Raw genomic sequence first — 25,946 nt, forward strand, 5'->3', positions numbered from 1 at the left:
GCTTTCGCACCTATATCCAGAGGTTGTTCCAATGAAGATTTCTCGCGGTTTCGCCCTTTCCTGCCTGATGACCCTGGCGGCCGGCCCGGTGTTCGCCGCAGGCTTCAGCCTTGGCGATGCGGCCAATGCCATTTCCGGCATGCAGGGTGGCAACAAAGCCGCCGCCGCTGCACCTTCGTCCGAGACGGCGGGTTTGCTCAGTGCCTTGACTTCGCAATTGAACATCACCCCGGAACAAGCCGTGGGCGGCACCGGTGCCATGCTGGGCCTGGCCAAAAACAAACTGAGCGGCAATGACTATTCCCAACTGGGCAACAGCGTGCCGGGCCTGGACCAACTGTCGGGCAACAATGCCCTGGGCAGCCTCGGGGCCTTGAGCGGGATGCTCGGCCAGACCGGTGGTAGCAAAACCAGCGGCCTGGATGGCCTGCTGGGTAACGTGAAGAACACCAGCGACCTGAACACCGCCTTCAGTGCCCTGGGCATGGACAGCGGCATGATCGGCCAGTTTGCACCGGTGATCCTGCAATACCTGGGCGGCCAGGGCGCCAGTGACTCGGTGCTGGGCAAACTGGCCCAGGCCTGGGGCACCGGCAGCTAGGTGCGCTCTGCGCGCAGTTGTTCGATGCGCGCATCCTTCTCCCGCCAGAGCTGGTTCACCCAGTTCTGGAGGTTCTTGCGAAACGCCGGATCATTCTCGTAGTCGCCCTGCCACAACGCCGGGTCCAACTCGCGGGTGCGGATATCAATGATCACCTTTGGCACCGCGCCGCTGACCAAGTCCCAGAACCCCGGAATCGTTTGCTGTGGATAAACCACGGTGACATCCAGGATGGCATCCAGTTGTTCCCCCATGGCCGCCAACACAAATGCCACGCCGCCTGCCTTGGGCTTGAGCAGATGGGCAAAAGGTGAAGCCTGCTGCGCCCGTTTGGCCGCGCTAAAGCGCGTGCCTTCCAGGTAGTTGACCACCGTCACCGGCTGGCGCTTGAACAGCTCGCAGGCCTGCTGGGTGATCTTCAAGTCCTGTCCCGCCAGCTCCGGGTGTTTGGCCAGGAACGCCTTGCTGTAGCGCTTCATGAACGGGTAGTCCAGCGCCCACCAGGCCAGGCCCAGGAAGGGCACCCAGATCAGTTCTTTTTTCAGGAAGAATTTGAAGAACGGCGTACGCCGGTTCAGGGCCTGGATCAGCGCCGGGATATCCACCCAGGATTGGTGGTTGCTGATGACGAGGTAAGAGGTATCACCCCGCAGGTCATTGCCACCGCGAATGTCCCACTGGGTCGGGATGCACAGCGCAAAGATGAGCTTGTCGATCTCGGCCCAAGTCTCGGCGATCCACATCACCGCCCAGGACATGTAATCGCGCGAGCGGCCGGGGGCCACCAGCTTGAGCAGGGCAAATACCATCAACGGTCCGATCAGGACCAGGGTGTTGAGCAGTAGCAGCAGTGAGACAAAACAGCCGGTGAGCAGGCGGCGCATAAGCAACTCTTGGATTCTTGTGGGCAGGCCATGATAGGCAAGCTGAGTCTAGAGGCCAAATCGCAATGTGTCGGACGAATGTTTCACAATGTGGCCGGTATGCTCGGGCGGCTAACTAAGTGCTGCCGTTGCGGTCTAGAATCCGCCTACTTCTTTCCGAGGAACTCACTTCGTGAAACTGCTATTTGCCTCGCTCGCTCTGGTCGCCTTGCCTGTCATGGCCGCCGAACCGACCCTCTACGGTCGCTATGAATACATCCAGTTGCCGGAGATCGGCGAAACCTTCAAGGCCAAGATGGACACCGGTGCGCTGACCGCCTCCCTGTCGGCCCGTGACATCGAGACCTTCACCCGTGACGGTGATGACTGGGTGCGCTTCCGTCCTGGCGGCAAGGATGCGTCCAACAAGGTCTACGAGCACAAGGTGGCGCGTATCAGCAAGATCAAGAGTCGCGCCGACGAAGACGAAGACAAGGACGAAGCCAGCGTGGCCAAGCGCCCGGTGATCGACCTGGAGATGTGCCTGGGTAACGTCAAGCGCACCGTCGAGGTCAACCTTACCGACCGCAGCAGTTTCAACTACCCGCTGCTGATCGGCGCCAAGGCCCTGCGTGAATTTGGCGCTGCGGTGAACCCGGCCCGTCGTTACACTGCCGACAAACCGGACTGCTGACAGAACCCCATGCCCCACATCCTGATTGTCGAAGACGAAGCGGCCATCGCCGACACACTGATATTCGCCCTGCAAGGCGAGGGCTTCACCACCACCTGGCTGAGCCTTGGCCAGGAGGCGCTGGCCTATCAACGCCAGAGCCCGGCGGACCTGATCATCCTCGACATCGGCCTGCCGGACATCACCGGTTTTGAAACCTGCAAGCAACTGCGCCGGTTCAGCGAAGTGCCGGTGATGTTCCTCAGTGCGCGCGATGGCGAGATCGACCGGGTGGTGGGGCTGGAGATTGGTGCCGACGACTATGTGGTCAAGCCGTTCAGCCCGCGTGAAGTGGCAGCGCGGGTGCGGGCGATCCTCAAGCGCGTTGGCCCTGGCGTGGCGCCGCCGGTGTTCCAGGTGGACCTGGAGCGCATGCAGATCAACTATCGTGGCCAGCCCCTGAGCCTCACGCGCCACGAATTTCGCCTGCTGCAAAGCCTGCTGGAGCAACCCGAGCGGGTGTTCAGCCGCGAGCAATTGCTGGACGCGGTAGGTGTGGCGGCCGATGCCGGCTACGAGCGCAACATCGACAGCCATATCAAAAGCCTGCGCAGCAAACTACGCAGCGTGGCGGCGGATGCCGAGCCGATCCAGACCCATCGCGGCCTGGGCTACAGCTACAGCCCGAGCCACAGCTGATGCGCCTGGGGCTGCGGATCTTCCTGGTGTATGCGCTGTTTATCGGCCTCACCGGCTACTTTGTGCTCAGCACCGTGATGAAGGAAATCCGCCCCGGGGTGCGTCAGTCCACCGAAGAAACCCTGGTGGACACCGCCAACCTGCTGGCCGAAATCCTGCGCGAGGACGTGAAGCACGGCACCCTCGGCCAAAGTCACTGGCCCGAACTGCTCAAGGCCTACGGCAATCGCCAGCCGGGGGCGACCATCTGGGGCTTGCCCAAGAACCAGGTCAACCACCGCATCTATGTCACCGATGCCAAGGGCACCGTGCTGCTGGACTCCACGGGCGAAGCGGTGGGCCAGGACTATTCCAAGTGGAACGACGTGTACCTGACCCTGCGCGGCGAATACGGTGCCCGTTCCACCCGCAGCGATACGCAGGACGCTACCTCCTCGGTGATGCACGTTGGCGCGCCGATCCGCGACAACGGCCAGATCATCGGCGTGGTCACCGTGGCCAAACCCAACAGCTCGTTGCAGCCCTATGTGGACCGCACCGAGCGGCGCCTGCTGTGGTACGGCGCCGGGCTGGTGATCCTGGGCTTGCTGCTGGGCGCGTTGTTGTCGTGGTGGTTGAGCATGGCCTTGCGTCGCCTCACGGCCTATGCGCAAGCCGTCAGCGAAGGCCGGCGTGCCGAGTTGCCGCATTACCGGGGCGGCGAACTCAAGCAACTGTCCAGCGCCGTGGAACACATGCGTACGCAGTTGGAGGGCAAGGCCTACGTCGAGCATTACGTGCACACCCTGACCCACGAATTGAAAAGCCCACTGGCGGCCATTCGCGGCGCGGCCGAACTGCTGCAGGGCGATATGAGCCGCGAGCAGCAGCAGCGTTTCGTCGGCAACATCGACAGCGAAAGCGCGCGCTTGCAGCAACTGATCGAACGCTTGCTGAACCTGGCACAAGTGGAGCAGCGCCAAGGCCTGGACGAACAGGCGAGCATCCCGCTGGCGGCCATGGTGGAGGCAGTGCTCAACGCCCAATGTGCGCGGATCGAAGGGGCAGGCTTGCAGGTCGAACAGACGATTGCGGCGAGTGTGAAGGTGTATGGCGAACCCTTTCTGCTGCGCCAGGCCCTGGGCAACCTGTTGGAGAACGCGCTGGATTTCACTCCCCAAGGCGGCACGTTGCGATTCAGTGCGCAAACCCGCAACAACGAGGTGCACATCAGCCTGTTCAACCAGGCCGCGCCGATTCCCGACTACGCCCTGCCACGCCTGAGCGAGCGCTTCTACTCGCTGCCACGCCCGGCCAGCGGGCGCAAAAGCACGGGCCTGGGCCTCAACTTTGTCGAGGAAGTGATGAAGCTGCACGGCGGCGCATTGCAGATCGGCAATGTGCAAGGCGGAGTGCAAGTGGTGCTGCATCTGCACACAATCTCCACATTGCCCACATAAAACCCCCACACAGGCTGCCCAGACTCTCTGCATCAAAACAGGGAGAGTCCCATGAACCGCAGTCTGTTTTTAAAACTGGGCGCGATTGCGCTGCTGATGCTGGTATTGCTGATTCCATTGCTGATGATCAACGGCATCATTGGCGACCGCCAGCATACGCGCGACACCGTGCTGGAAGACATTGCCCGCAGTTCCAGTTTCAGCCAGCGCCTTACCGGCCCGGTGATGGTGGTGCCGTACCGCAAGACCGTGCGCGAGTGGAAACTCAATGAAAAGCTCAACAAACGCTATGAAGAAACCCGCGAGGAGCGTGGTCGCTTGTACTTCCTGCCGGACCGTTTTGAACTGGACGGCAAGGTGCAGACCGAGCTGCGTGCGCGAGGTATCTACCAGGCGCGGCTGTACCATGCCGACAACCGCATCAGTGGGCGTTTTGAGCTGCCTGCGCAATTGGGCATCAGTGAAGACTTCACCGATTACCGCTTTGAACCGGCGTTCCTGGCGGTGGGCATCAGCGATATCCGTGGCATCGAAAACGCACTGAAACTGGAGTTGGGCGGCCAGCAGCTGGATTTCGAGCCGGGCTCCCAGGTGGACTGGCTGGGTGAGGGCGTGCATGTGCCGCTGCCGCAACAGGACAGTAAAAAACCCTACGTGCTGGACTTCGCCTTCGACCTGCGCCTGCAAGGCACTGAGCAGTTGCAAGTGGTACCTGTGGGCAAGATCAGCCAGGTGTCCCTGGTGTCCAACTGGCCACACCCGAGTTTTATCGGCAATTTCCTGCCGGCCCAACGTGAAGTCACCGACAGCGGCTTTACCGCCAATTGGCAGACCACGTTCTTTTCCACCAACCTCGAACAAGCCCTGCAAGATTGCCTGGACGGGCAAGGCTGCAAGGGTTTCAACAACCGCAGCTTCGGCGTGAACTTCATCGACCCGGTGGACCAGTACCTCAAGAGCGACCGGGCGATCAAATACGCGCTGCTGTTCATCGCGTTGACCTTTGCCGGCTTCTTTCTGTTCGAAGTGCTCAAGAACCTGGCGGTGCACCCCATGCAGTACGCCCTGGTGGGGTTTGCCCTGGCGTTTTTCTACCTGCTGCTGTTGTCGTTGTCCGAGCACATAGGTTTCGCCCTGGCCTACCTCGTCTCTGCCAGTGCCTGTGTGTTGTTGATCGGTTTTTACGTGTGCCATGTGCTGCGTAGCGTCAGCCACGGTTTGGGCTTTTCGGCGGGGCTGGCGGCGTTGTATGGCCTGTTGTACGGGCTGTTGAGTGCTGAGGATTACGCACTGCTGATGGGCTCGCTGCTGCTGTTCGGCCTGCTGGGTACGGTGATGGTGCTGACGCGCAAACTGGACTGGTATGGCGTGGGCAAGCGCAAAGCGGTGGAACCGCTGCAGTTTGACCTGGAGGCGGTGCAATGATTGGGTTGCGTGAGGATCAGCGGGTGAAGGAGAGGCTGGTCAGCTTTCTCAACAACGCCGCCGCACAATGTGGGAACGGGCTTGCTCGCGAAAGCGGTGGGTCAGTCAATGAATTTCTTACTGATAGACCGCATTCGCGAGCAAGCCCGCTCCCACATTGGACAGCGGTGGGTTCTAGACTGGTGGCTGGGTCTGCTGCATTGAAGGACGCTGGCTGACCTCGGCGTACCAAGCGGCAAGCTTGGGGTTATCCAACCGCCACTGCATATCCGGATGACGGAAGTCCAGATAACCCAAGGCACACGCCGCGCTGATCGCGGCGATATCGAAGTGGCTGGTCAGCTCTGCAATTGCGTCCGCTTCCAGCTCGGCGAGGCCGCGACGAATCTTGTTGCGCTGTTCGTCCAGCCACAGGTCCCAGTGTTTCTCTACCGGGCGCAGGGCGGTCTCATAGCGCACCAGCAACGCAGCCTCCATGATCCCATCGGCGAGGGAGGCCAGGGTCAGGCGGCGCCAGCGGGCCGAGCCGTCACGGGGGATAAGCGGGTTGCCGACGTGCTGGTGGTCGAAGTAGTCGAGGATCACCCGGCTGTCGTGCAGCATTGAACCGTCGGCCAGGCGCAGGGCGGGGATCTTGCCCACGGGGTTGCCTTGCACCACATCGGCGTCCGGGTTGACCGGTGTCGGCATGCAGGCTTGCAGGCTCACGCGGCCTTGCTGGCCGGTTTCCAGCAGCAGTACGCGGACTTTGCGTACAAAGGGCGAAGCGGGGTTGTGGAACAAGGTCATGCTGGGGGCGGACATGGGCATTCCTCAGTTTGGGCAGTGGCTAGCCTAGAGGTATCGAAGGTGTTTTTGAAGGCCTCTTCGCGAGCAAGCCCGCTCCCACATTTGACCCCATTGTGTCAGGCGGATCGCGGTCGAATGTGGGAGCGGGCTTGCTCGCGAAAGCGCCATCAGCTACGCCGCTTAAACAACCCCCAAGTCGCAATGGCAGCCGGAACCCCCAACCCCACCCAACTGAGCGAATCCCACCCCCCATCCCCCAGCAACGCCGCAAACAACCCGGCAGCACTGAGCAGGCCAATCCCCAGTGGAATACCGAACACTTTCCAGAAGCTCGACTGACGTGGCTTCATGTTTTGCGCCTGGCGATCCACAAATACACACCGCTGCCCAGCACGATGATGGTCAGCACATCCAACACGGCCCACAAGATCTTCATCGGCATGCCGCCATAGTCGCCAAAGTGCAGCGGCTGGGACATGCCCATGGCGTCCATGTACCACGGGCGTTCGGCGATGGCGGTGACGGCCAGGGTGCTGGCGTCGATCAGCACCGGGGTGAGCAGGTGCGAGGTGAGGTGAGTGCTGCCCTTCATGAACACCGCGTAGTGGTGCTCGCTGGAAAAGCGTGTGCCGGGGAAGGCGATAAAGTCCGGCTCCATGCCGGGTGCGGCCTGGGCGGCGATGCTCAGCAATTCGGTGGCCGGCGCCCGTTGGGTCAGCGGCGGTGCGTTTTTGTACGGTTCGATCATGGCGCTGAGGCTGTCCTGGCGCCAGGCGGCAATGATCAGGTCGGCGCAGGCGCTGATTACGCCTGTGACACCCACCACCAGCGCCCAGGTCAGGGTCACCACGCCGATCAGGTTGTGCAGGTCGAGCCAGCGCAGGCGCGTGGATTTGTCCTGGCGCACGGTGGCGAACTTCAAGCGGCGCATAAAGGGCAGGTACAACACCGTGCCCGAGACAATCGCCACCACAAACAGAACGCCCATGAATGCCAGCAGCAACTTGCCCGGCAGGCCGGCGAACATATCCACATGCAGGCGCAGCAGGAACAGGGTAAACCCGCCATTGGCCGATGGCATCTCCACCGCGTCGCCGGTGCGGGCATCGAGCATGAAGGTGTGGGATGAGTTGGGCTCGGTCCCGGCGGTGGCGGCCATGATCGCGATCACGCCGTTCTTGTCGTCCTCGTCCCAGGCCAGGTACTGCATGGCTTCGCCGGGGCGATGGGCCTGGGCCTTGGCGACCAGTTGCTCCAGGTTGAGCTGTGGGGTGCCTGCGGGCATCTGCGCCAGTTGCGGTTCGTTGCCCAGCAGGTGGTCGATCTCATGGTGGAACACCAACGGCAGGCCGGTAAGGGCGAGCAGTAGCAGGAACACCGTGCAGACCAGGCTGGTCCAGGTGTGGATAAAGGACCAGCGGCGGATGGTTTTGCTTTTCATGGTGCATCCAAATGCAAAAGGGCCACGGCGCTGCCGTGACCCTTGGGTGACCGTTTCAGCGGTTTACCACTTGTAGTTCACTGCGGCTACGACATTGCGCTCATCGCCGTAGTAGCACCAGGCACCGTCGCAGGTCGACAGGTAGTCCTTGTTGAAGATGTTCTTGGCGGTGACGTCTACCGAAACACCGGCGAGCACAGGGTTCAGGCGGCTCAGGTCGTAGTGCACGGCGGCGTCATACACGGTGTACGAACCCACGTGACCGTTGGCCGTATTGGCCGTGTTGCCGTAGGTGTCGCCCACATATCGCACGCCGGCACCCACGCCGAAGCCGTCCAGCACACCCGAATGCCAGGTGTAGTCAGACCACAGCGACGCCTGGTTGCGTGGCACCAACTTCATGCGGTTGCCCTTGTCGTCACCCTTGAGGATTTCGGTGTCGGTGTAGGTGTAGGAACCCACCAGTTTCAGGTTATCGGTGACTTCCGACGTGGCCTCCAGCTCCAGGCCGCGTACGCTGATTTCGCCAATTTGGCTGGGGATGTTGTTTGTGGTGATCGAAACATTCTGTTGGCGCAAATCAAACACCGCTGCCGTCAGCAGGGTTTTGCTGCCAACAGGTTGGTATTTCACACCGACTTCGGTCTGCTTGCCTTCGGTGGGTTTGAACGACTTGGTCGCACTGACGCTGGCGCCGGCGGTGGGCTGGAACGACTCGGTGTAGGAAATGTACGGGGTGATCCCCGAGTCGAATACATAACTCAGGCCGGCGTTGCCGCTGAACGCCTTGTCGCGCTCGGTGTTGGTGGCGTCATTCTTGTCGAAGAACGTGGTGCCGGTGTGAATCCAGTCCTCACGCCCGCCCAGGGTCAGGCGCCATTTATCCAGGGCGATCTGGTCTTGGATATACAGGCCGGTCTGCACGGTTTTCTGGTTGTAATCGTAGAACGTCATCGGCGTGCCAGCCGGGCGCGGCTGGTTGTAGACCGGGCTGTTGGGGTTGATGCTCGCCGCGTTGCCTTCGATCCAGTGGTAGTCGGTGGTGGTGCGCTGGTGGTCCAGGCCCAGCAGCAGGGTGTGGCTCAGGGCGCCGGTCTGGAAGTCGGCCTGGAAGTTGTTGTCCACCGCCAGTTGCGCGATGTCTTCGTCGACTTTGTCGTAGATGCGCGCCAGCATGCCGTCCGCGCCCACGGCTGTGTCGCCGTAGCTGGAATAGGTGGTGTTGAAGGCCAGTTCGCTCTTGGTGTAGCGCAGGTTTTGCTTGAACTGCCAGACATCGTTGATGCGATGGTCAAAGGCATAACCCAGGGCGTAGTAGGTGCGGTCGTAGTAGTCCTGGTCCGGCTCGCCGAGGTTCTTGTGATGGGAAATCTTGCCGGCTGGCGAGCCAAGCTTAGTGCCTTGCAACGGCAGGAACTGGCCGCTGATGCCTGTGTCGTCGCGGGTGAATTGCGAGAGCAGGGTCAGGTGGGTGTCGTCGTTGATGTTCCAGGTCAGGCTTGGCGCGATGTTGTAGCGCTTGTCTTCGATGTGATCGATAGGGGTGCCGCTGTCGCGGAGCACGCCATCGACACGGTAGAGAAACTGGCCCTCGTCATCGATCTTGCCGGTGCTGTCGAAGCTGATCTGCTTACGGTTGTTGCTGCCGACTTCGGCACGCACGGCGTTGCTGCTTTCGGCTTGCGGGCGACGGCTGACCATATCGAGCATGCCGCCCGGCGGGGTCTGGCCGTAGACCGAGGACGCAGGGCCACGCAGCAGTGTCACGCGGTCCAGGTTCCAGGTTTCCTGTTTGGGGTTGGCGTAGGAGCCTTTAGGCAGCGGCAGGCCGTCGAGGAACTGGGTCGGTTCGAAGCCGCGCACCCGCAACCAGTCAGCGCGGGCGTCGCTGCCGTAGCTGCTGGCGATGACGCCGGGCATGTAGCGCACGGCGTCGTCGAGGTTCTGCACGCCGCGGTCTTCCATTTGCGCACGGGTGACCACCGACATTGAGCGAGGCGCTTCGATGATGGGCGTATCGGTCTTGGTGCCAGCGGCGGTGCGCGTGGCTACATAACCGTCAACCGGGCCCCATGCGCTTTCGTAGCTGCCCTGGCCGGTGATGTTGGTTTCTGGCAGCGCCACTACGCCCTCTGGAATCGCCACCAGCGTGTAGGTGCCGGCGCTGCTCTGTTCCAATTGCAGCCCTGTGCCACGCAGCGCCTCACGCAGCGCACCTTGCGGGTCGAACTGGCCTTTGACCGGCGCCGAGGTCTTGCCCGCTGCCAGTGCAGGGTTGAGGGTCAACGCAAGGCCGGCCTGGCTGGCGATCTGGTTCAAGGTGCTGGCCAGTGGCGCGGCCGGCAGGTTGTAGGCACGCACGCTGGACGCCTGCTCGGCGGCGATCAGCGCGGTGCTGGCCAGCGGGGCACTGAGGGCAATGGCCATGGCTAACAGGCTGGGGCGCAACAGGGTGTCTAGCGTGCGGGACATAGGGATGCTCCTGAATGGAAATATTTCGCAATTGCCTATGAGCCGAACGAGAATGGAAAAGTGATAGGGCTGGGGGGAAATATTTGTTTGCCTGGGGCTTTTGGGGTGTTCTTTAGGGCCTCTTCGCGAGCAAGCCCGCTCCCACATTCGACCGCGTTCTGTCTGGAAAAACGCGGTCAAATGTGGGAGCGGGCTTGCTCGCGAAAGCGATATTCCAGACACCACACAACCTAAGGCTTGGCACTCACCGTCACCCACCACGGCGTGTGCTGCTCAATGCGCACCGGCAAGGTCGGCAGCAGCGCATTCAACGCCAGGGTAGTGTCATGCAGCGGGAAGCTGCCGGTAATGCGCAAATCGGCCACGTTCTTGTCTACACCCAGGTGCCCGGTGCGGTAGCGCGCCAGTTCCTCGACCACATCCCCCAGGCGGGCGTTGTCGACCACCAGCATGCCGCGGGTCCAGGCGTCGGTGGCCGGGGTGACGGCCAGCGCAGGGCCGAGGCCATCGCTGCGCATCAGCACTTGTTGCCCCTCCTTGAAGATCTGCTCCTGCTGCAGCGCCTCAGGTTGAGCGCCCACCGCCGATTGCAGCACGCTCAAGCGCGTGGCGTTGTCTTCGCGCTTGACGATAAACCGTGTGCCCAGCGCCCGCAGGCTGCCGTCGCGGGTTTGCACGTAGAACGGCCGCGCATCGTTGTGGCCGGTCTCGACCAGAATCTCGCCTTCCTGCAACACGATCAGCCGGCGTTTCTCATCAAACCGCACGTCGATGGCGCTGTGGGTGTTGAGGTTGACCAGTGTGCCATCGGCCAGCTTGAGCGTGCGCTGCTCGCCGGTGGCGGTGCGCTGGTCGGCCAGCCAATAGTGGATCGGTACATAGCGCTCGCCGGCGAACAACGCCAGGCCCACCACCAGCGCAATACTCGCCAGGCCGCTGCCCAGCTTGCGCACACGTTGGCGAATGCCTTCGCGCGATTGCAACAGCGCCACCCGCGCCGGGCCGGAGGCCACGCTGAAACGCCGGTCGAGCATGCCCAGTTGGCGCCAGGCCCGGGCGTGTTCCTCATCGCTGGCCAGCCATTTGTCGAACTCCTCCTGTTCCACCGCGCTGCCGTCGCCTGAGTCCAGGGACAGTTGCCAGGCAATGGCGGCGTCCAGCACGCGGGACGAAACGGGGCGGGAACTGATCACGGTTGCGGCTCGCCATACAGCGCGATGTAGCACTGGCGAATGCCCTGGGCCAGGTACTGGCGCACGCGGGGCACCGACACGCCGAGGCGCTGGGCGATTTCGGCATGGCCCAGGCCGTCGAGGCGGTTATACAGAAAGGCGGCGCGGGCCTTGCTCGACAGTTTGCCGAGCAGGCGGTCGATGGCCTTGAGGTCTTCGAGGATCAGTTGCTGCTCTTCGGGTGAGGGGTGTTCGCTTTCCGGGATCAGCATCAACTCGGTGAGGTAGGCCTGCTCCAGGGCTGCGCGCCGGAAATAGTCGAACAACAGGCCCTTGGCGATGGCCACCAGGAACGCCCGAGGCTCACGGGGTTCGCGCAACTCGTCACGGCCCAGCAGGCGCATGAAGGTGTCCTGGCTCAGGTCTTCGGCGCGGCTCGGGCAGGCCACATTGCGTCGCAGCCAACCCAGCAGCCAGCCACGATGGTCGCGGTACAACGCGCCAACAAGCTCACTGTGTGGGTTCTGGACCGACGACAAGGCATCACCGAATAAACAAGGGGTTTAAACTAACGAGAATTATTCGCGATTGTGTCAGAGCCGTTGGGTGCGCGCAATTGGCGTCTGTCGGGAGATGAGATTAAAACGATGGCGCTTGTTTACGCCGTTTCCATTGGCTCAAGCGCTCCTGCAATGCCTGAGGTGTGTCGATGTGCTGTTGGCGTGCCCGGCTGAACAGGATCAGCATCAGCTCGGCCGTGGCCAGGGCATCGGCGCTGGCGTGGTGGCGTTCGCCTACGTGCAGGTTGAAGTGGTTGATCCAGTCGTCCAGCCCGGCTTCGCGCATGGACGCCTCGGGGCACAGCAGCGGGGCGATGTCTGCCACATCCAGGAACGGATGGGCCAGGCGGTAACCCAGGCTGTCCTTGAGCGCCCGGCACAGCATGTGTTGGTCGAACGGCGCATGGAACGCCAGCAGCGGGCTCTCGCCGACAAACGCCATAAAGTCCAGCAAGGCCTGCGCGGGGTCGCTGCCAGCGGCAATGGCGCTCGGTCCCAGGCCGTGGATCAGCACGCTGGGGCTCAGCTTGGTGTCGGCCCGTTGCAGGGTGCGTTCGAACATCTGCGAAAAATCCACTGCGCCGTCTTCAATCACCACCGCACCGATGGACAACACCTGGTCGCGGTTGAGGTTCAGGCCGCTGGTTTCCAGGTCCACCACCACCCAGCGTTGATTGCGCAGTGAGCCGTTCCCCAACGGGGCGGGCGGGGCCAACTGCGCCAGGCGTTGCTGTTGATGGGGGTCGAGACTAGGCTTTTTCCCACGCAGCCAACCGAACAAGCTCACAGCTGATACCGCAACGTCAGGCTGCTTTGCAGGCGTTGGGCCTGGCGCAGGGATTCACGCAGGATGCGCCGGTCCAGGTGGTTGAGGCTGTCGGGGTCGACGCGGTTGGAATACGGCTGGTTCTCGCGGGTTTGCAGTTGGTGCTGTTGCATGCGGGTTTGCTGGATAAAGTGATACGCCTCTTCATAGGCGGCGCCATCCAGGGGCTCGATGACTTCCTTGACCACCAGTTGGCGCAGGCGCTCCAGGGTGTTGTTGGCGTGGATGCCATTGGCCAGGGCCAGCAGGCGTGCGCCATCGACAAAGGGGGTGAGGCCCTGCACCTTGAGGTCGAGGGTGGCCTTTTCGCTGCCTTTGCGCGTGAGGACAAACTCGCGGAAACGTCCTACAGGTGGACGCTGACGCAACGCGTTCTCAGCCAGCATGCGCTGGAACAATCGGTTATCCCCCACCTGGTCGAGAATGCCCTGGCGCAGTTGTTCACAGCCTCGTTCGTCGCCCCACACCACCCGCAGATCGAAATAGATGCTCGACCCCAGAAGGTTCTCCGGCGTGGCCTCACGGATAAACGCTGCGAAACGCCGCGCCCACTCGGCCCGCGACAGGCACAAGTCGGGGTTGCCGGCCATGATGTTGCCTTTGCACAGGCTGAACCCACACAGCGCCAGGCTCTGGTTGATCTGCTGGGCCAGCGGCAACAGCCGGGCACGGATCGCGGCGGCTTCGGCGGCGTCCTTGGCGTCGAACAGGATGCCGTTGTCCTGGTCGGTGTAGAGCGTCTGCTCGCGGCGGCCTTCGCTGCCAAAACACAACCAACTGAACGGCACGCCGGGGTCGCCTTTGTCGGCCAGGGTCAGCTCGATCACCCGGCACACGGTGTGGTCGTTGAGCAAGGTAATGATGTGGGTAATCTGCGTGGACGAAGCGCCATGGGCCAACATCCGTTCCACCAGTTGGCCGATCTCCCCGCGCAGCGCCACCAGGTTTTCCACCCTGGGCGCATTGCGGATAGTGCGGGCCAGGTGCACCAGGTCCACACGCTGCAACGAGAACAAATCGCGCTCGGACACCACGCCACACAGGCGCTGCTCCTTGACCAGGCACACATGGGCAATATGGCGCTCGGTCATGGCAATCGCCGCGTCGAAGGCGCTGTGGTCCGGGGTCAGGAAGAACGGTGCTTGGGTCATATGGCCGTCGATGGCCTGATTGAAATCACTGGTGCCGTCGGCCACCACTTGGCGCAGGTCGCGCAGGGTGAAAATCCCGAGCGGCGCCTTGTGGGCGTCCACGATCACGATGCTGCCGACCTGCTGTTCATGCATCAGCGTGACCGCCTCGCGCAGCGGCGTTTGCGGGCTGCAGGTGACCGGGTGGCGCATGGCCAATTCGCCCAGGCGGGTGTTCAGGGAATACTGGGTGCCGAGGGTTTCCACGGCTTTTTGCTGCACCTGCTGGTTGACCTGGTCCAGCAGGCTGCTGACCCCGCGCAGGGCAAAGTCGCGAAACGGGCTGGACAGGGCAAACAGCTTGATAAACGCCGGCTTGTTCAGTTGCAGGCAGAACGTATCTTCGGCGGCCTTGTGCTCGGTGCGGGTGGCGCGCTCACCTAGCAATGCAGCGAGGGGGAAGCATTCGCCGGTGGTGATTTCGAAGGTGGTTTCGGTCGACTCGGGGCGCTCGCCTACAACGCGGCCCTGCTTGACGATATAAAAGTGCTCCACCGGCCCGCCGGATGGCTTGAGGATGCTCTCGCCAGGGCCAAAGAAGCGCAGCTGGCATTGCTCCACCAGAAACGCCAGGTGGGCGTTTTCCATCTGGTTGAACGGAGGGAAACGTTGCAGGAACTGCAGGGTGCCGTGGATATTCTGCAACACAGCAGTTTTTCCCGCCTGGGCGAAGGCATCAGCTTTACTCATAACCATGACCGCATTTTTTTGTCGTTATCAGCCCTCATGGTCGACCCCTGCGCGGCAGGTGCCCATTGGACGTAAGTCTAGGTCGATACAAAGGGCCTAAACTTAGGGAAAAACCTTACATCACTATCGGCTAAACCCCGTAGAAAGCCCACTAGGCAAACTTTCCGACGAAGTGCACATTGATCGCCCTTCCGCAGATGTCTGACGAGTGTGCTGGGAGATTGATGAGAACTGCTGAGAACCGTATGTCCGACCACGATATTTTGAGTGATGCCGAGCGCGAGGCGCTGAGCGCCGTGATGCTGGAGCCTGATTTACCGCCGCAAAGGGTGTTGATCGTCGATGACGACAAGGACGCCCGTGAACTGCTGGCGGAAATCCTGGGGCTGGACGGTATTCGCTGCATGACCGCCGACAGTGGTGAGGCGGCGTGGGAGTTGTTGAAGTCCACCAGCTCTATCGGTTTGCTGATCACCGACCTGCGCATGGCGCCAAGCAATGGCCTTCAGTTGATCCGCCAGGTGCGTGAATCCACGCGGGCGGCGTTGCCGATCATCATCATGTCTGGGGACGCCGAGGCGCCGGATGTGATCGATGCGATGCATTTGAGCGTGGTGGACTTTTTGCTCAAGCCTATCGATAGCGTGAAGCTGGCGAAGATGGTGAAACGGGAGCTGGGGATGGCTTCCTGATTCTGTGGCAGCTTTTAGGGCCTCATCGGGGGCAAGCCCCCTCCCACCTTTGACTGTGTTCACAAATTAAAATGTGTAAATACAGTAAATGTGGGAGGGGGGTTGCCCCCGATGAGGCCCTAAAAGTCACTAAAGAACCCAAAGAAAAGCCCCGGTCTCTCGACCAGGGCTTTTTTCATTTACAGGCCATTTTTAGCCTTGAACTCCCGACGCCTGCGGTGCAACACCGGCTCGGTATAACCATTAGGCTGCTTGGTGCCCTCAATCACCAACTCCACCGCTGCCTGGAAGGCGATGTTGCTGTCGAAATCCGGTGCCAGCGGGTTGTACAGCTTATCCCCGGCATTCTGACGGTCCACCACCGGCGCCATGCGCTTGAGGCTTTCCAGCACCTGGGCTTCGTTGACGATGCCATGGCGCAGCCAGTTGGCGATGTGCTGGCTGGAAATACGCAGGGTGGCGCGGTCTTCCATCAGGCCCACGTCGTTGATGTCCGGCACTTTCGAGCAACCCACGCCCTGGTCGATCCAGCGCACAACGTAGCCGAGGATGCCCTGGGCGTTGTTGTCCAGTTCGTTGCGGATCTCTTCGTCGGACCAATCGGTGTTGGTGGCCAGAGGAATGGTCAGGATGTCGTCCACCGACGCACGTTCGCGCTTGGCCAACTCGGCCTGGCGGGCGAATACATCGACCTTGTGGTAATGCAGCGCGTGCAGCGCAGCCGCTGTCGGCGAGGGTACCCATGCGGTGTTGGCGCCGGCCAGTGGGTGGGCGATTTTCTGTTCGAGCATCGCCGCCATCAGGTCGGGCATGGCCCACATGCCTTTACCGATCTGCGCACGGCCTTGCAGGCCGGTGCTCAGGCCGATGTCGACGTTCCAGTTTTCGTAGGCGCCGATCCATTTTTCCGCCTTCATGGCGGCCTTGCGCACCATTGCGCCGGCTTCCATGGAAGTGTGGATTTCGTCACCGGTGCGATCGAGGAAGCCGGTGTTGATAAACACCACGCGCTCGCTGGCCGCCTTGATGCAGGCCTTGAGGTTGACCGTGGTACGGCGCTCCTCGTCCATGATCCCGACTTTCAGGGTGTTGCGTGGCAGGCTCAGCACGTCTTCGATGCGACCGAACAGTTCGTTGGTGAACGCCGCTTCTTCCGGGCCGTGCATCTTCGGTTTCACGATGTACACAGAGCCGGTACGGCTGTTCTTGCGGCTGTTGTTGCCATTGAGGCTGTGGGTGGCGGCGAGGCTGGTGACCAGGCCATCGAGGATGCCTTCGGGTACTTCGTTGCCGTCTTTGTCCAGGATCGCATCAATGGTCATCAGGTGACCCACGTTGCGCACGAACAACAGCGAACGGCCGTGCAGGGTCACGTCCTGGCCATTCACGCCGGTGTAGACGCGGTCGGCGTTCATGGTGCGGGTGAAGGTCTTGCCGCCCTTGGCCACTTCTTCGGCCAGGTCGCCCTTCATCAGGCCGAGCCAGTTGCGGTAGATCACCACTTTGTCATCGGCATCGACGGCGGCGACGGAGTCTTCGCAGTCCATGATGGTGGTGAGCGCGGCTTCCATCAGCACGTCTTTGACGCCGGCGGCGTCGGTCTGGCCGACCGGAGTGCTGGCGTCGATCTGGATTTCGAAGTGCAGGCCGTTGTGCTTGAGCAGGATCGCAATCGGTTGGGCGGTGTCGCCCTGGAAACCGATCAGCTGCGAATCGTCACGCAGGCCGCTGTTGCTGCCGCCCTTGAGGCTGACGATCAGCTTGCCATCGACGATCTTGTAGCCGGTGGAATCCACATGGCTGCCGGCGCTGAGCGGTGCGGCTTCGTCGAGGAAGGCGCGGGCGAAGGCAATCACCTTGTCGCCACGCACCTTGTTGTAGCCCTGGCCCTTCTCGGCGCCGTCGGCTTCGCTGATGGCGTCGGTGCCATACAACGCGTCGTACAGCGAGCCCCAACGCGCATTGGAGGCGTTGAGGGCGAAGCGGGCGTTCATCACCGGCACCACCAGCTGAGGGCCGGCCATGCGGGCGATTTCGTCGTCGACGTTTTGGGTCGTGGCCTGGAAGTCTGCGGCTTCTGGCAGCAGGTATCCGATGTCTTGCAGGAAGGCCTTGTAGGCCACCGGGTCGTGGGCCTGGCCCGAGTGGGTCTGGTGCCAGGTATCGATCCGCGCTTGGAATTCGTCGCGTTTGGCGAGTAGGGCTTTGTTCTTCGGCGCCAGGTCGTGGATGACCTTGTCGGCACCGGCCCAGAACTGGTCGGCAGTAATGCCGGTGCCGGGAATGGCTTCGTTGTTCACGAAGTCGAACAGGACTTTGGCGACCTGCAGGCCACCGACTTGAACGTGTTCAGTCATTGCTTGCCTCACTCTGCACAGCTTAAGCGCTTTTTAGATTTTCATTATGTAGTGCCAGGTTGCGCATACTACATGATGACTTGCGGTTGTGAAAATTAGACTAAATACGTCGTTTAGCGACCCACTTTGGTCGTACGGTCACAGCGGAGAACAGGATGTTCTCAAAAAACTATTGGATTGTTCCAGATAAATATAAAAATGGTACACGATTTGTTTTCGAGTAATCCTGCGTCCACCTTGTAGGAGCGAGCTTGCTCGCGAAAATCGTCAACGATGACGCGGCATTCTGGATTTGCGCGGTGTCTTGAAGTTTTTCGCGAGCAAGCTCGCTCCTACAGGAATAACCACCAGCGGAGTTTCGCCATGGACCATCTTGTACTCACAATTATCGCCGCCGACAAACCCGGCCTGGTTGAACGCATTGCGCAGAACATCGCTGCCCACGGTGGCAACTGGCTGGAAAGCCGCATGGCCCACATGGCCGGGCAGTTTGCCGGGATCCTGCGGGTCAGCGTTCCTGCAGAAAGCCGTCAGGCGTTGGTGGGCGCGTTGGAGGATTTATCCACACACGGCATTCGTGTGCTGGTGGGAGAGGGCAGCAGCGGGCAGGCCTCGGCGTCCAAGTCGATCATGATGACGCTGGTGGGCAACGACCGTTCAGGCATTGTGCGTGAGATCACCGCATTGTTGAGCCAGCAGGGCGTGAACCTGGAGAGCCTGAGCACCGATGTGCGCCCCGCGCCCATGAGCGGTGACCCGCTGTTTACCGCCGAGGCGCTGTTGCAGGTGCCGACGTCGTTGTCCCTGGACACCTTGCAGTTATCCCTGGAAACCCTGGCCGATGACTTGATGGTGGAACTGCACCACGAGGAATAATCTGCCCACAAGGTTATGCATCTAAATCTTGCATGGGCCTGTGGATAACCTGTAGAGACCCGGCGCCAGGCCACGCCGGCCGGGCTTTGCGTTGATTTGAGCAAAAAACGAGCAATTTCAAAAGCTTGTGCACAAATGGCGGGGACCAGGCTGTGGATAACCTTGGGGTGGATGGCTGCAAGCCACGCCCGCTGTGGCTTGCAGAGGTTTGTATGTTATTTGATCAGCTTTTGCGGGCGCTCAGCCATATATCCACGCTGTACACCACCAGGCCAGCCCAGATAAAGGCGAAGGCCGTCAGTGTGCTCGGTGCCAGGTGTTCACCGAACAACAGCACGGCTTCCAGCAGCACCAGGGTTGGCGCGACGTACTGCAAAAAGCCCAGGGCGGTGTAGGGCAAATGCCGTGCGGCGGCGTTGAAACACACCAGCGGAACCAGCGTAACCGGGCCGGCAGCCACCAGCCACCAGGCTTCGGACGTGCTCCAGAACTCAAGTTGCGCACTGTGGGCCATCGGGTTGAACAGCAACCAGGCGATGGCAATCGGCACCAGCATCCAGGTTTCCACCACCAGCCCCGGCAGTGCCTTGACCGGTGCCTGTTTGCGGATAAGCCCGTAGAAACCAAAGGTGAGCGCCAACACCAGCGACACCCACGGCAGGCTGCCTACCTGCCACACCTGCTGTGCCACGCCGACCGCCGCCAGCCCGACCGCGACCCATTGCAGGCGCCGCAAGCGCTCGCCGAGGATCAACATGCCCAGCACCACATTCACCAGCGGGTTGATGTAGTAACCCAGGCTGGCTTCCAGCATGCGCCCGCTGTTGACCGACCACACATAGGTCAGCCAGTTGGCCGCAATCAACGAACCGCTCAGCGCCAGAATCGCCAGGCGCTTGGGGTTGTCGCGCAGCTCGCGCCACCAGCCGGGGTGCTTCCACACCATCAGCAGCAAACCGCCGAACAGCGCCGACCACAACACGCGATGTACGATGATTTCGGCGGCGGGCACACTGGCGATGGCTTTGAAGTAGAGCGGGAACAGGCCCCAGGTGATATAGGCACTCAGGCCCAGGATGTACCCCTTGCGGGGGTTGGCGGCTTGCATTGCAGAGTCCTTGCTAGGTGTGTATGTGGCCTGCTCTCTGTGGCAGGGGGCTTGCTCCCGATAGCGGTGTATCAGTGATGAATGTGCTGACTGACACTCTGCAATCGGGAGCACGCCCCCTCCCAAATAAAAGCAGTTAAAACAGCTTCAGTGGTTCTTCATTCAGTGCCGCCAATTGCTCACGCAACGCCAACACCTGGTCCCCCCAATACCGCTCACTGCCAAACCACGGGAAGCTGTGGGGAAACGCCGGGTCATCCCAGCGGCGCGCCAGCCAGGCGCTGTAGTGCATCAGGCGCAAGGCGCGCAGGGGTTCGATCAGCGCCAATTCACGCGGGTCGAAGTCGTGGAATTCCTGGTAGCCGTCCATCAATTCCGACAGCTGCCCCAGGCATTCCTGGCGATCACCGGCGAGCATCATCCACAGGTCCTGGACCGCCGGGCCCATGCGGCAGTCATCCAGGTCAACGATGTGGAACATCTCGTCGCGGCACATCATGTTGCCGGGGTGGCAGTCGCCGTGCATGCGGATGTTCTTGTGGGGGGTGGCCTTGTACACCTCTTCCACGCGTTTGAGCAGGTCGCGGGCCACCGACTCATAGGCCGGTAGCAGGCTCTTGGGGATGAAGTTGCCTTCGAGCAAGGTGGTGAGGGAGTCGTGGCCGAAGTTCTTCACGCCCAGCGCTTCGCGGTGTTCGAACGGGCGGGTAGAACCCACCGCATGCAAACGGCCCAGCAGTTGCCCCAGGCGGTAGAGCTGATCGAGATTGCCCGGCTCCGGCGCACGGCCGCCACGGCGGGGGAACAGAGTGAAACGAAAGCCTGCGTGTTCGAACAGGCTTTCGCCGTTGTGGATAAGGGGTGCAACCACGGGCACTTCGCACTCGGCCAGTTCGAAGGTGAAGCGGTGTTCTTCCAGGATCGCCTCGTTGGTCCAGCGCTGGGGGCGGTAGAACTTGGCGATCAGTGGTTCAGAGTCTTCGATACCCACCTGGTACACGCGGTTTTCGTAGCTGTTGAGCGCCAATACGCGCGCATCGCTGAGAAAACCGATGCTTTCGACGGCGTCGAGAACGAGGTCGGGGGTGAGTGTTTCAAACGGGTGGGCCATGCGAACTCCTGCGCGCAGCAGGGCGCCGCGTCCGGCCGGGTATGGTAACAGCATAGATAGGCGGTGGCTGTGCGGACGCCTTCGCGAGCAAGCCCGCTCCCACATTCGACCGCATTCTCATGCTGGAACTCGGTCAAGTGTGGGAGCGGGCTTGCTCGCGAAGAGGGTTTATCAGGCGCCGACTATGCCGCCATCATCTCGCCGAATCGCCATCACCGACGAGCGCGGCTTACCGTTTGGCAGATGCTCCGGCCATGTGGACCCCCCGGTTTCCCCTGGATGCTGAATCCCCACAAACAAGGTCTTCTGATCCGGTGAGAAGCTGATACCCGTCACCTCACACGCCACCGGCCCCACCATGAAGCGGCGGATTTCCCCGGTGCTCGGGTCGGCGCACAGCATCTGGTTGTTACCCATGCCCGCAAAATCGCCGGCGTTGCTGTAATCCCCATCCGTCAGAATCCACAGCCGCCCAGCCTTGTCGAAGCCCAGGCCGTCGGGGCTGTTGAACATGTTCTGCGGGTTGATGTTCGACGAGCCGCCCTTTGGCGTCCCGGCATGCACGCCTGGGTTGCCCGCGACCACAAACAGGTCCCAGGTAAAAGTCGAGGCGCCGTGGTTATCGGCATCGGCCTTCCAGCGCAGGATCTGGCCATACACATTCTTCTCGCGCGGGTTGGGCCCGCCCGCCGGCTGGCCGTCTTCGCCGCGCTTGGCGTTGTTGGTGAGGGTGCAATACACCTGGCCGTCGGTGGGGCTGACCACGATCCATTCCGGGCGATCCATGCGGGTGGCTTTCACCACGCTGGCGGCGAGGCGCGCGTGGATCAGCACTTCGGCCTGGCTGGCAAAACCGCTGCTGGCGTCGATGCCGTGCTTGCCGTGGGTCAGTTCCACCCATTGCCCCTTGCCCTTGGGGTGGTCGGCATGGCCGTCGCCGGCGTCGAAGATCGCCACATACAAGGTGCCGTGGTCCAGCAGGTCTTTGTTGGCCTTGGGGTTTTTGTGGTTGATCTTGTCGCGGCTGACGAACTTGTAGATGAACTCACCGCGCTCATCGTCGCCCATGTACACCACGGCGCGGCCGTCTTGGGTTTCTGCCAGGGCGGCGTTTTCATGCTTGAAGCGGCCCAGGGCGGTGCGCTTGACCGGCGTGGATGTGGGGTCGAACGGGTCGATTTCCACTACCCAGCCGTGGCGATTGAGTTCGTTGGGGTTCTTGGCCAAGTCGAAGCGCGGGTCGTGTTGATGCCAGTTGATGTCTTTGCTGGCGGCCACTGCGCCGTAGCGTTTTTGCCCGGCGTCGAAGGTCTGTTGTGGGTCGGTGCTGCCGAAGCAGTCGGTGAAGTTCTCTTCACAGGTCAGGTAAGTGCCCCAAGGCGTTTTGCCGTTGGCGCAGTTCTGGAAGGTGCCAAGGGCTTTGGTGCCGGTTTTGTCGGCGCTGGTTTTGAGCCAGGCGTGGCCAGCGGCGGGGCCGCTGAGGCGGATCGGCGAATTGCCGTGGATGCGCCGGTTGTAGCGCGAATCCTGCACGAACTGCCAGGTGTCTCCCTGGCGTCGTACTTCAATCACCGACACGCCTTCGGCGGCCTGGGCCTTGTGCACCTCTTCGGCCGATTGGGGCGCGCCGCCGTGGGCGTAGAGGTAGCGGTAGTTGGTGTATTCGTTGTTGATCGCCATGAGGGCGCGGTTGTCGTCGCCGGGAAAGGCAAACAGGCTCATGCCGTCGTTATGGTCGCCGAATTGCTGTTCCTGGGCCTTGGCGGTGCCGTTGCCAGAAGGGTCGAAGGCGGGCGCGTTTTTGCTCAGCGGCTGACCCCAACTGATGAGGACTGAGGCGCTGTAGCCTGGCGGCAGGCTGATGGCGTCGTTGGTGGCGGCGGCGATGCTGGTGAAACCCAGCAACGGGCTGGCGCTGGCGGCATTGACGGCCAGGGCGCTACGGCTCAGCAGGTTGCCGCCCAGGAACAGGGCGGCGCCACACAGGGCACCGGCGCCGATAAAGCGGCGGCGGGTCAGGCCGACCATCTGTTCGAGGTCGGTGGCTTGGTTGTCTTCTAATAGGCTCATCACGGGCTCCCTGTGGTTTTTGCACACACCATAAGGAGCGAACGTGACGCAATTGTTGCAGTTTGACGGCAGGGCTTGGCTACACCGGTGTGCCGAGCAATACCTGGCTGGGTGCGAATTGCACCTGGATCGGTTGGCCTTCGTCGGCGTTCATCGCCGCGAGTGCGCTGGCGGGTGCCAGCGCGCATAAAACCTGACCGTTAGGCAGGACGATGCGCACTTCGCTAGGGCCGTCGTCGGCATGGAGAAGGGTCTCGATCACACCGCTCATGCAATTGTGTCCAGGTGTTGCAGCTTGCGTGGTGGCGATCAATTCCAGCCACCCGGCCTTGATCAGCGCGACCACTTCCACACCGGTTTCCAGTTCCAGGCGTTGCGTACTGTCGTGGGTGATTTGCGCTTGCAGCGTCAGCCCGCCCGACAGTTGCAGACGGATCAGGTCGTTGCGCCCGTGGCTCTCAATCGCAATGACCTGGCCATGCAGTTGGTTGCGCGCGCTGGTGCGCAACATCAAGCGGCCCAACAGGTTGAAGTCGCTGGCCGCCTCGTCGCAGCCCAGGATTTCGGCCTGTAACACCTGCAAGCGCTGGTAGAGCCGTAGTACCCGCTCACCCTCGGCCGTCAGTTTGGCCCCGCCACCGCCCTTGCCGCCGACGCTGCGTTCGACCAGCGGGTGTTGCGCCAGGTTATTCAGCTCATCAATCGCGTCCCAGGCCGCCTTGTAACTCAGGCCGGCGCTTTTAGCGGCGCGGGTGATGGAACCCTGCTCGGCAATATGCCCCAGCAAGGCAATACGCTGGGGGCGGCGGATGATGTGTTGGCTGAGGGAAGTCGGTAGAGACATGACGATACGCTTGGAAGAGATGGGCCGAACGTTGCGGGCAAGGGGAGGCTGGCGTCAAGTCAGGTTCCCGGTTTAGGGGTGCGGGCCAGGCAGTACACGTCCACTTGCCGGGCGCCCGCGTTCATGAGCAGGCGCGCCAGGCTGTGGGCGGTGGCGCCGGTGGTGAGCACGTCGTCCACCAGGGCGAAGTGACGGCCTTGCACTTGGGCATCGGGGGCCAGGGCGAAGGCGCCGAGCAGGTTGCGTTGGCGGGTCTTGGCGTCGAGGGCCTGTTGCGCGACGGTTTCATGGGGGCGTAACAACAGACGTTCTTCATAGGGGATGCTGAGGTGCTCACTCAGCCATCGTGCCAGCATGGCGGCCTGGTTGTAGCCGCGTTTGCGCAAACGCTGGCGGGCCATGGGCACCGGCAGCAGGCAGTGGGGGCGGGGCAGTCCGGTGTTGTCGAAACGGTGTTGCAGGTGCTGCCCCATCAGGCGCGCCAGCAGTTGGCCGAACGGCCAGCGGGCCTGGTGCTTGAAGCGGCTGATCAGGCTGTCCACCGGAAAGCTGTAGGTCCAGGGGGCGATGACCTGTTTAAACGCAGGGGGCTTTTTCAAGCACGGGCCGCAAATCAGACCGTCCATCGGTAGGGGCAAGGCGCATACCCCGCAGTGTTCCCTCAACCATGGCAGTGCGATTTCGCAGACGTTGCACACACAATCCTGAGAGTCAGTCGCCTCATCGCAGATTAAACAGGCGTGGTTGTTTTTTAACCAGATGTAAACCTTGTGTTTGTATTCGGGTTGACAGTGCATGAATCTTCCTTAAATATGCCGAACATCCGTGTCGTGCCTGTGGGTATTGCCCTTCCCGCAGCGCTTGCCAAAGCATAATCAAGGAATCGCCCATGAGCGCCAGCACCACCGCCACTCTGCGTCACGATTGGTCCTTAGCCGAAGTCAAAGCGCTGTTCGTGCAGCCGTTCAACGACCTGCTGTTCCAGGCGCAGACCGTGCACCGCGCGCATTTCGACGCCAACCGTGTGCAAGTGTCGACCCTGCTGTCGATCAAGACCGGCGCCTGCCCGGAAGATTGCAAATATTGTCCGCAGTCGGGTCACTACAACACCGGCCTGGAAAAAGAAAAGCTGATGGAAGTGCAGAAGGTCCTCGAAGAGGCTGCCCGCGCCAAGGCCATCGGTTCGACCCGTTTCTGCATGGGCGCCGCCTGGAAGCACCCCTCGGCCAAAGACATGCCCTACGTGTTGCAGATGGTCAAAGGCGTGAAGGCCATGGGCCTGGAAACCTGCATGACCCTGGGCCGCCTCGACCAGGACCAGACCGAAGCCCTGGCCCAGGCGGGCCTGGACTACTACAACCACAACCTCGATACCTCGCCCGAGTTCTACGGCAGCATCATCACCACCCGCACCTACAGCGAACGTCTGCAAACCCTGGCCTACGTGCGCGATTCAGGGATGAAGATCTGCTCGGGCGGCATCCTGGGCATGGGTGAGTCCCTCGATGACCGTGCCAACCTGCTGATCCAGTTGGCCAACCTGCCGGAGCATCCGGAATCGGTGCCGATCAACATGCTGGTGAAGGTCGCCGGTACGCCGCTGGAAAATGCCGAGGACATCGACCCGTTCGACTTTATCCGCATGCTGGCCGTGGCGCGCATCCTGATGCCGCAGTCCCATGTGCGCCTGTCGGCCGGCCGTGAGGCGATGAACGAGCAGATGCAGGCCCTGGCGTTCTTTGCCGGTGCCAACTCGATTTTCTACGGCGACAAGTTGCTGACCACCGCCAACCCGCAGGCGGACAAGGACATGCAGCTGTTCTCGCGCCTGGGCATCCTGCCGGAGGCGCGTGAAGAGCACGCCGATGAAGTGCATCAGGCGGCGATCGAGCAGGCGCTGGTTGAGCAAAAGAGCAGTGAGCAGTTCTACAACGCCGTCGTGTGATTGAAATGCGGTCCAAATGTGGGAGGGGGCTTGCTCCCGATAGCGGTGGGTCAGTCATTCCAATACCGACTGACACGCCCCCATCGGGAGCATGCCCCCTCCC

23 protein-coding genes are annotated in these 25,946 nt (G+C 61.7%); 8 read left to right on the forward strand and 15 right to left on the reverse strand.

Going from position 1 to position 25,946, the window contains the following annotated elements; all coding sequences use genetic code 11:
• The first annotated feature begins 31 nt into the window (after positions 1 to 31).
• Positions 32 to 601 carry a DUF2780 domain-containing protein gene (locus tag DYL59_RS09760; protein ID WP_135288999.1) on the forward strand — a complete coding sequence of 190 codons (570 nt, stop codon included), beginning with the start codon at positions 32 to 34 and terminating at the stop codon, positions 599 to 601.
• On the opposite strand, the gene DYL59_RS09765 is transcribed toward DYL59_RS09760, so the two are convergent.
• On the reverse strand, positions 598 to 1,485 hold the full coding sequence (locus tag DYL59_RS09765) for an acyltransferase (RefSeq protein ID WP_135289000.1): 888 nt from the start codon (positions 1,483 to 1,485) through the stop codon (positions 598 to 600). The two genes, DYL59_RS09760 and DYL59_RS09765, sit on opposite strands and share 4 nt — an antisense overlap.
• Positions 1,486 to 1,657: 172 nt before the next feature.
• Here DYL59_RS09765 and rloA2 point away from each other — a divergent pair, with 172 nt between their 5' ends.
• Genes rloA2 through creD form a run of 4 tightly spaced genes read left to right on the forward strand, consistent with a single transcriptional unit; the run spans position 1,658 to position 5,700 of the window.
• Positions 1,658 to 2,158 (forward strand): retropepsin-like aspartic peptidase RloA2, encoded by a 501-nt coding sequence (gene rloA2, locus DYL59_RS09770; protein ID WP_135289001.1) that lies wholly within the window; start codon positions 1,658 to 1,660, stop codon positions 2,156 to 2,158.
• A 9-nt stretch (positions 2,159 to 2,167) separates the two neighbouring features.
• The gene (creB, locus tag DYL59_RS09775) at positions 2,168 to 2,836 is read left to right on the forward strand and encodes a two-component system response regulator CreB (protein WP_135289002.1); all 669 of its coding nucleotides are present in this window, start codon (positions 2,168 to 2,170) and stop codon (positions 2,834 to 2,836) included.
• Positions 2,836 to 4,275: a two-component system sensor histidine kinase CreC gene (gene creC / locus DYL59_RS09780; protein ID WP_135289003.1), complete on the forward strand. Its 1,440-nt coding sequence runs from the start codon at positions 2,836 to 2,838 to the stop codon at positions 4,273 to 4,275. The genes creB and creC overlap by 1 nt, the downstream gene beginning before the upstream one ends.
• 51 nt (positions 4,276 to 4,326) lie before the next feature.
• Complete coding sequence (gene creD, locus DYL59_RS09785) at positions 4,327 to 5,700, forward strand: cell envelope integrity protein CreD (protein ID WP_135289004.1); 1,374 nt, start codon at positions 4,327 to 4,329, stop codon at positions 5,698 to 5,700.
• A gap of 174 nt (positions 5,701 to 5,874) precedes the next feature.
• Here the strand turns inward: creD and DYL59_RS09790 are convergent, their stop codons facing one another.
• The 8 genes from DYL59_RS09790 to DYL59_RS09825 form a co-directional block, all read right to left on the reverse strand.
• Complete coding sequence (locus DYL59_RS09790) at positions 5,875 to 6,504, reverse strand: glutathione S-transferase N-terminal domain-containing protein (protein WP_135289005.1); 630 nt, start codon at positions 6,502 to 6,504, stop codon at positions 5,875 to 5,877.
• 152 nt (positions 6,505 to 6,656) lie between these two features.
• Positions 6,657 to 6,839: a hypothetical protein gene (locus DYL59_RS09795; RefSeq protein ID WP_135289006.1), complete on the reverse strand. Its 183-nt coding sequence runs from the start codon at positions 6,837 to 6,839 to the stop codon at positions 6,657 to 6,659.
• A complete protein-coding gene (locus tag DYL59_RS09800; RefSeq protein ID WP_135289007.1) occupies positions 6,836 to 7,930 on the reverse strand; it encodes a PepSY-associated TM helix domain-containing protein in 1,095 nt (364 codons plus the stop codon). Before DYL59_RS09800 ends, DYL59_RS09795 begins: the two co-directional genes overlap by 4 nt.
• Before the next feature lie 63 nt (positions 7,931 to 7,993).
• The gene (locus DYL59_RS09805; RefSeq protein ID WP_135289008.1) at positions 7,994 to 10,402 is read right to left on the reverse strand and encodes a TonB-dependent siderophore receptor; all 2,409 of its coding nucleotides are present in this window, start codon (positions 10,400 to 10,402) and stop codon (positions 7,994 to 7,996) included.
• Between the two features lie 230 nt (positions 10,403 to 10,632).
• Positions 10,633 to 11,595 carry a FecR domain-containing protein gene (locus DYL59_RS09810; protein WP_135289009.1) on the reverse strand — a complete coding sequence of 321 codons (963 nt, stop codon included), beginning with the start codon at positions 11,593 to 11,595 and terminating at the stop codon, positions 10,633 to 10,635.
• Positions 11,592 to 12,113 carry an RNA polymerase sigma factor gene (locus DYL59_RS09815; RefSeq protein WP_135289010.1) on the reverse strand — a complete coding sequence of 174 codons (522 nt, stop codon included), beginning with the start codon at positions 12,111 to 12,113 and terminating at the stop codon, positions 11,592 to 11,594. The genes DYL59_RS09810 and DYL59_RS09815 overlap by 4 nt, the downstream gene beginning before the upstream one ends.
• A gap of 100 nt (positions 12,114 to 12,213) precedes the next feature.
• Positions 12,214 to 12,921: a 3'-5' exonuclease gene (locus tag DYL59_RS09820; protein WP_135289011.1), complete on the reverse strand. Its 708-nt coding sequence runs from the start codon at positions 12,919 to 12,921 to the stop codon at positions 12,214 to 12,216.
• Positions 12,918 to 14,840, reverse strand: a complete 1,923-nt coding sequence (locus tag DYL59_RS09825; RefSeq protein ID WP_337678418.1) for a putative nucleotidyltransferase substrate binding domain-containing protein — start codon at positions 14,838 to 14,840, stop codon at positions 12,918 to 12,920. The genes DYL59_RS09820 and DYL59_RS09825 overlap by 4 nt, the downstream gene beginning before the upstream one ends.
• 245 nt (positions 14,841 to 15,085) lie before the next feature.
• On the opposite strand from DYL59_RS09825, the gene DYL59_RS09830 reads away from it, so the two are divergent.
• Positions 15,086 to 15,532 carry a response regulator gene (locus DYL59_RS09830; RefSeq protein ID WP_135289013.1) on the forward strand — a complete coding sequence of 149 codons (447 nt, stop codon included), beginning with the start codon at positions 15,086 to 15,088 and terminating at the stop codon, positions 15,530 to 15,532.
• Between the two features lie 179 nt (positions 15,533 to 15,711).
• Here DYL59_RS09830 and DYL59_RS09835 read toward each other — a convergent pair whose 3' ends face one another.
• Positions 15,712 to 17,889 carry a malate synthase G gene (locus DYL59_RS09835; RefSeq protein WP_135289014.1) on the reverse strand — a complete coding sequence of 726 codons (2,178 nt, stop codon included), beginning with the start codon at positions 17,887 to 17,889 and terminating at the stop codon, positions 15,712 to 15,714.
• Between the two features lie 363 nt (positions 17,890 to 18,252).
• Here DYL59_RS09835 and DYL59_RS09840 point away from each other — a divergent pair, with 363 nt between their 5' ends.
• Entirely contained in the window at positions 18,253 to 18,765 is a 513-nt protein-coding gene (locus DYL59_RS09840) for a glycine cleavage system transcriptional repressor (protein WP_135289015.1), read from the forward strand.
• A 223-nt stretch (positions 18,766 to 18,988) separates the two neighbouring features.
• Here DYL59_RS09840 and rarD read toward each other — a convergent pair whose 3' ends face one another.
• The 5 genes from rarD to DYL59_RS09865 form a co-directional block, all read right to left on the reverse strand.
• Positions 18,989 to 19,873 (reverse strand): EamA family transporter RarD, encoded by an 885-nt coding sequence (gene rarD, locus DYL59_RS09845; RefSeq protein WP_135289016.1) that lies wholly within the window; start codon positions 19,871 to 19,873, stop codon positions 18,989 to 18,991.
• 136 nt (positions 19,874 to 20,009) lie between these two features.
• On the reverse strand, positions 20,010 to 20,984 hold the full coding sequence (locus tag DYL59_RS09850) for a serine/threonine protein kinase (RefSeq protein ID WP_016977838.1): 975 nt from the start codon (positions 20,982 to 20,984) through the stop codon (positions 20,010 to 20,012).
• Positions 20,985 to 21,155: 171 nt separating this feature from the next.
• On the reverse strand, positions 21,156 to 23,054 hold the full coding sequence (locus tag DYL59_RS09855) for a PhoX family protein (RefSeq protein ID WP_135289017.1): 1,899 nt from the start codon (positions 23,052 to 23,054) through the stop codon (positions 21,156 to 21,158).
• A gap of 79 nt (positions 23,055 to 23,133) precedes the next feature.
• Entirely contained in the window at positions 23,134 to 23,898 is a 765-nt protein-coding gene (locus DYL59_RS09860) for a TOBE domain-containing protein (RefSeq protein WP_135289018.1), read from the reverse strand.
• 59 nt (positions 23,899 to 23,957) lie between these two features.
• Entirely contained in the window at positions 23,958 to 24,695 is a 738-nt protein-coding gene (locus DYL59_RS09865; RefSeq protein WP_135289019.1) for a ComF family protein, read from the reverse strand.
• A 92-nt stretch (positions 24,696 to 24,787) separates the two neighbouring features.
• Here DYL59_RS09865 and bioB point away from each other — a divergent pair, with 92 nt between their 5' ends.
• On the forward strand, positions 24,788 to 25,843 hold the full coding sequence (bioB, locus tag DYL59_RS09870) for a biotin synthase BioB (RefSeq protein WP_016977842.1): 1,056 nt from the start codon (positions 24,788 to 24,790) through the stop codon (positions 25,841 to 25,843).
• Positions 25,844 to 25,946 lie beyond the last annotated feature (103 nt).

The sequence above is a fragment of the Pseudomonas kairouanensis genome, assembly GCF_004682055.1.
Taxonomy (GTDB): domain Bacteria; phylum Pseudomonadota; class Gammaproteobacteria; order Pseudomonadales; family Pseudomonadaceae; genus Aquipseudomonas; species Aquipseudomonas kairouanensis.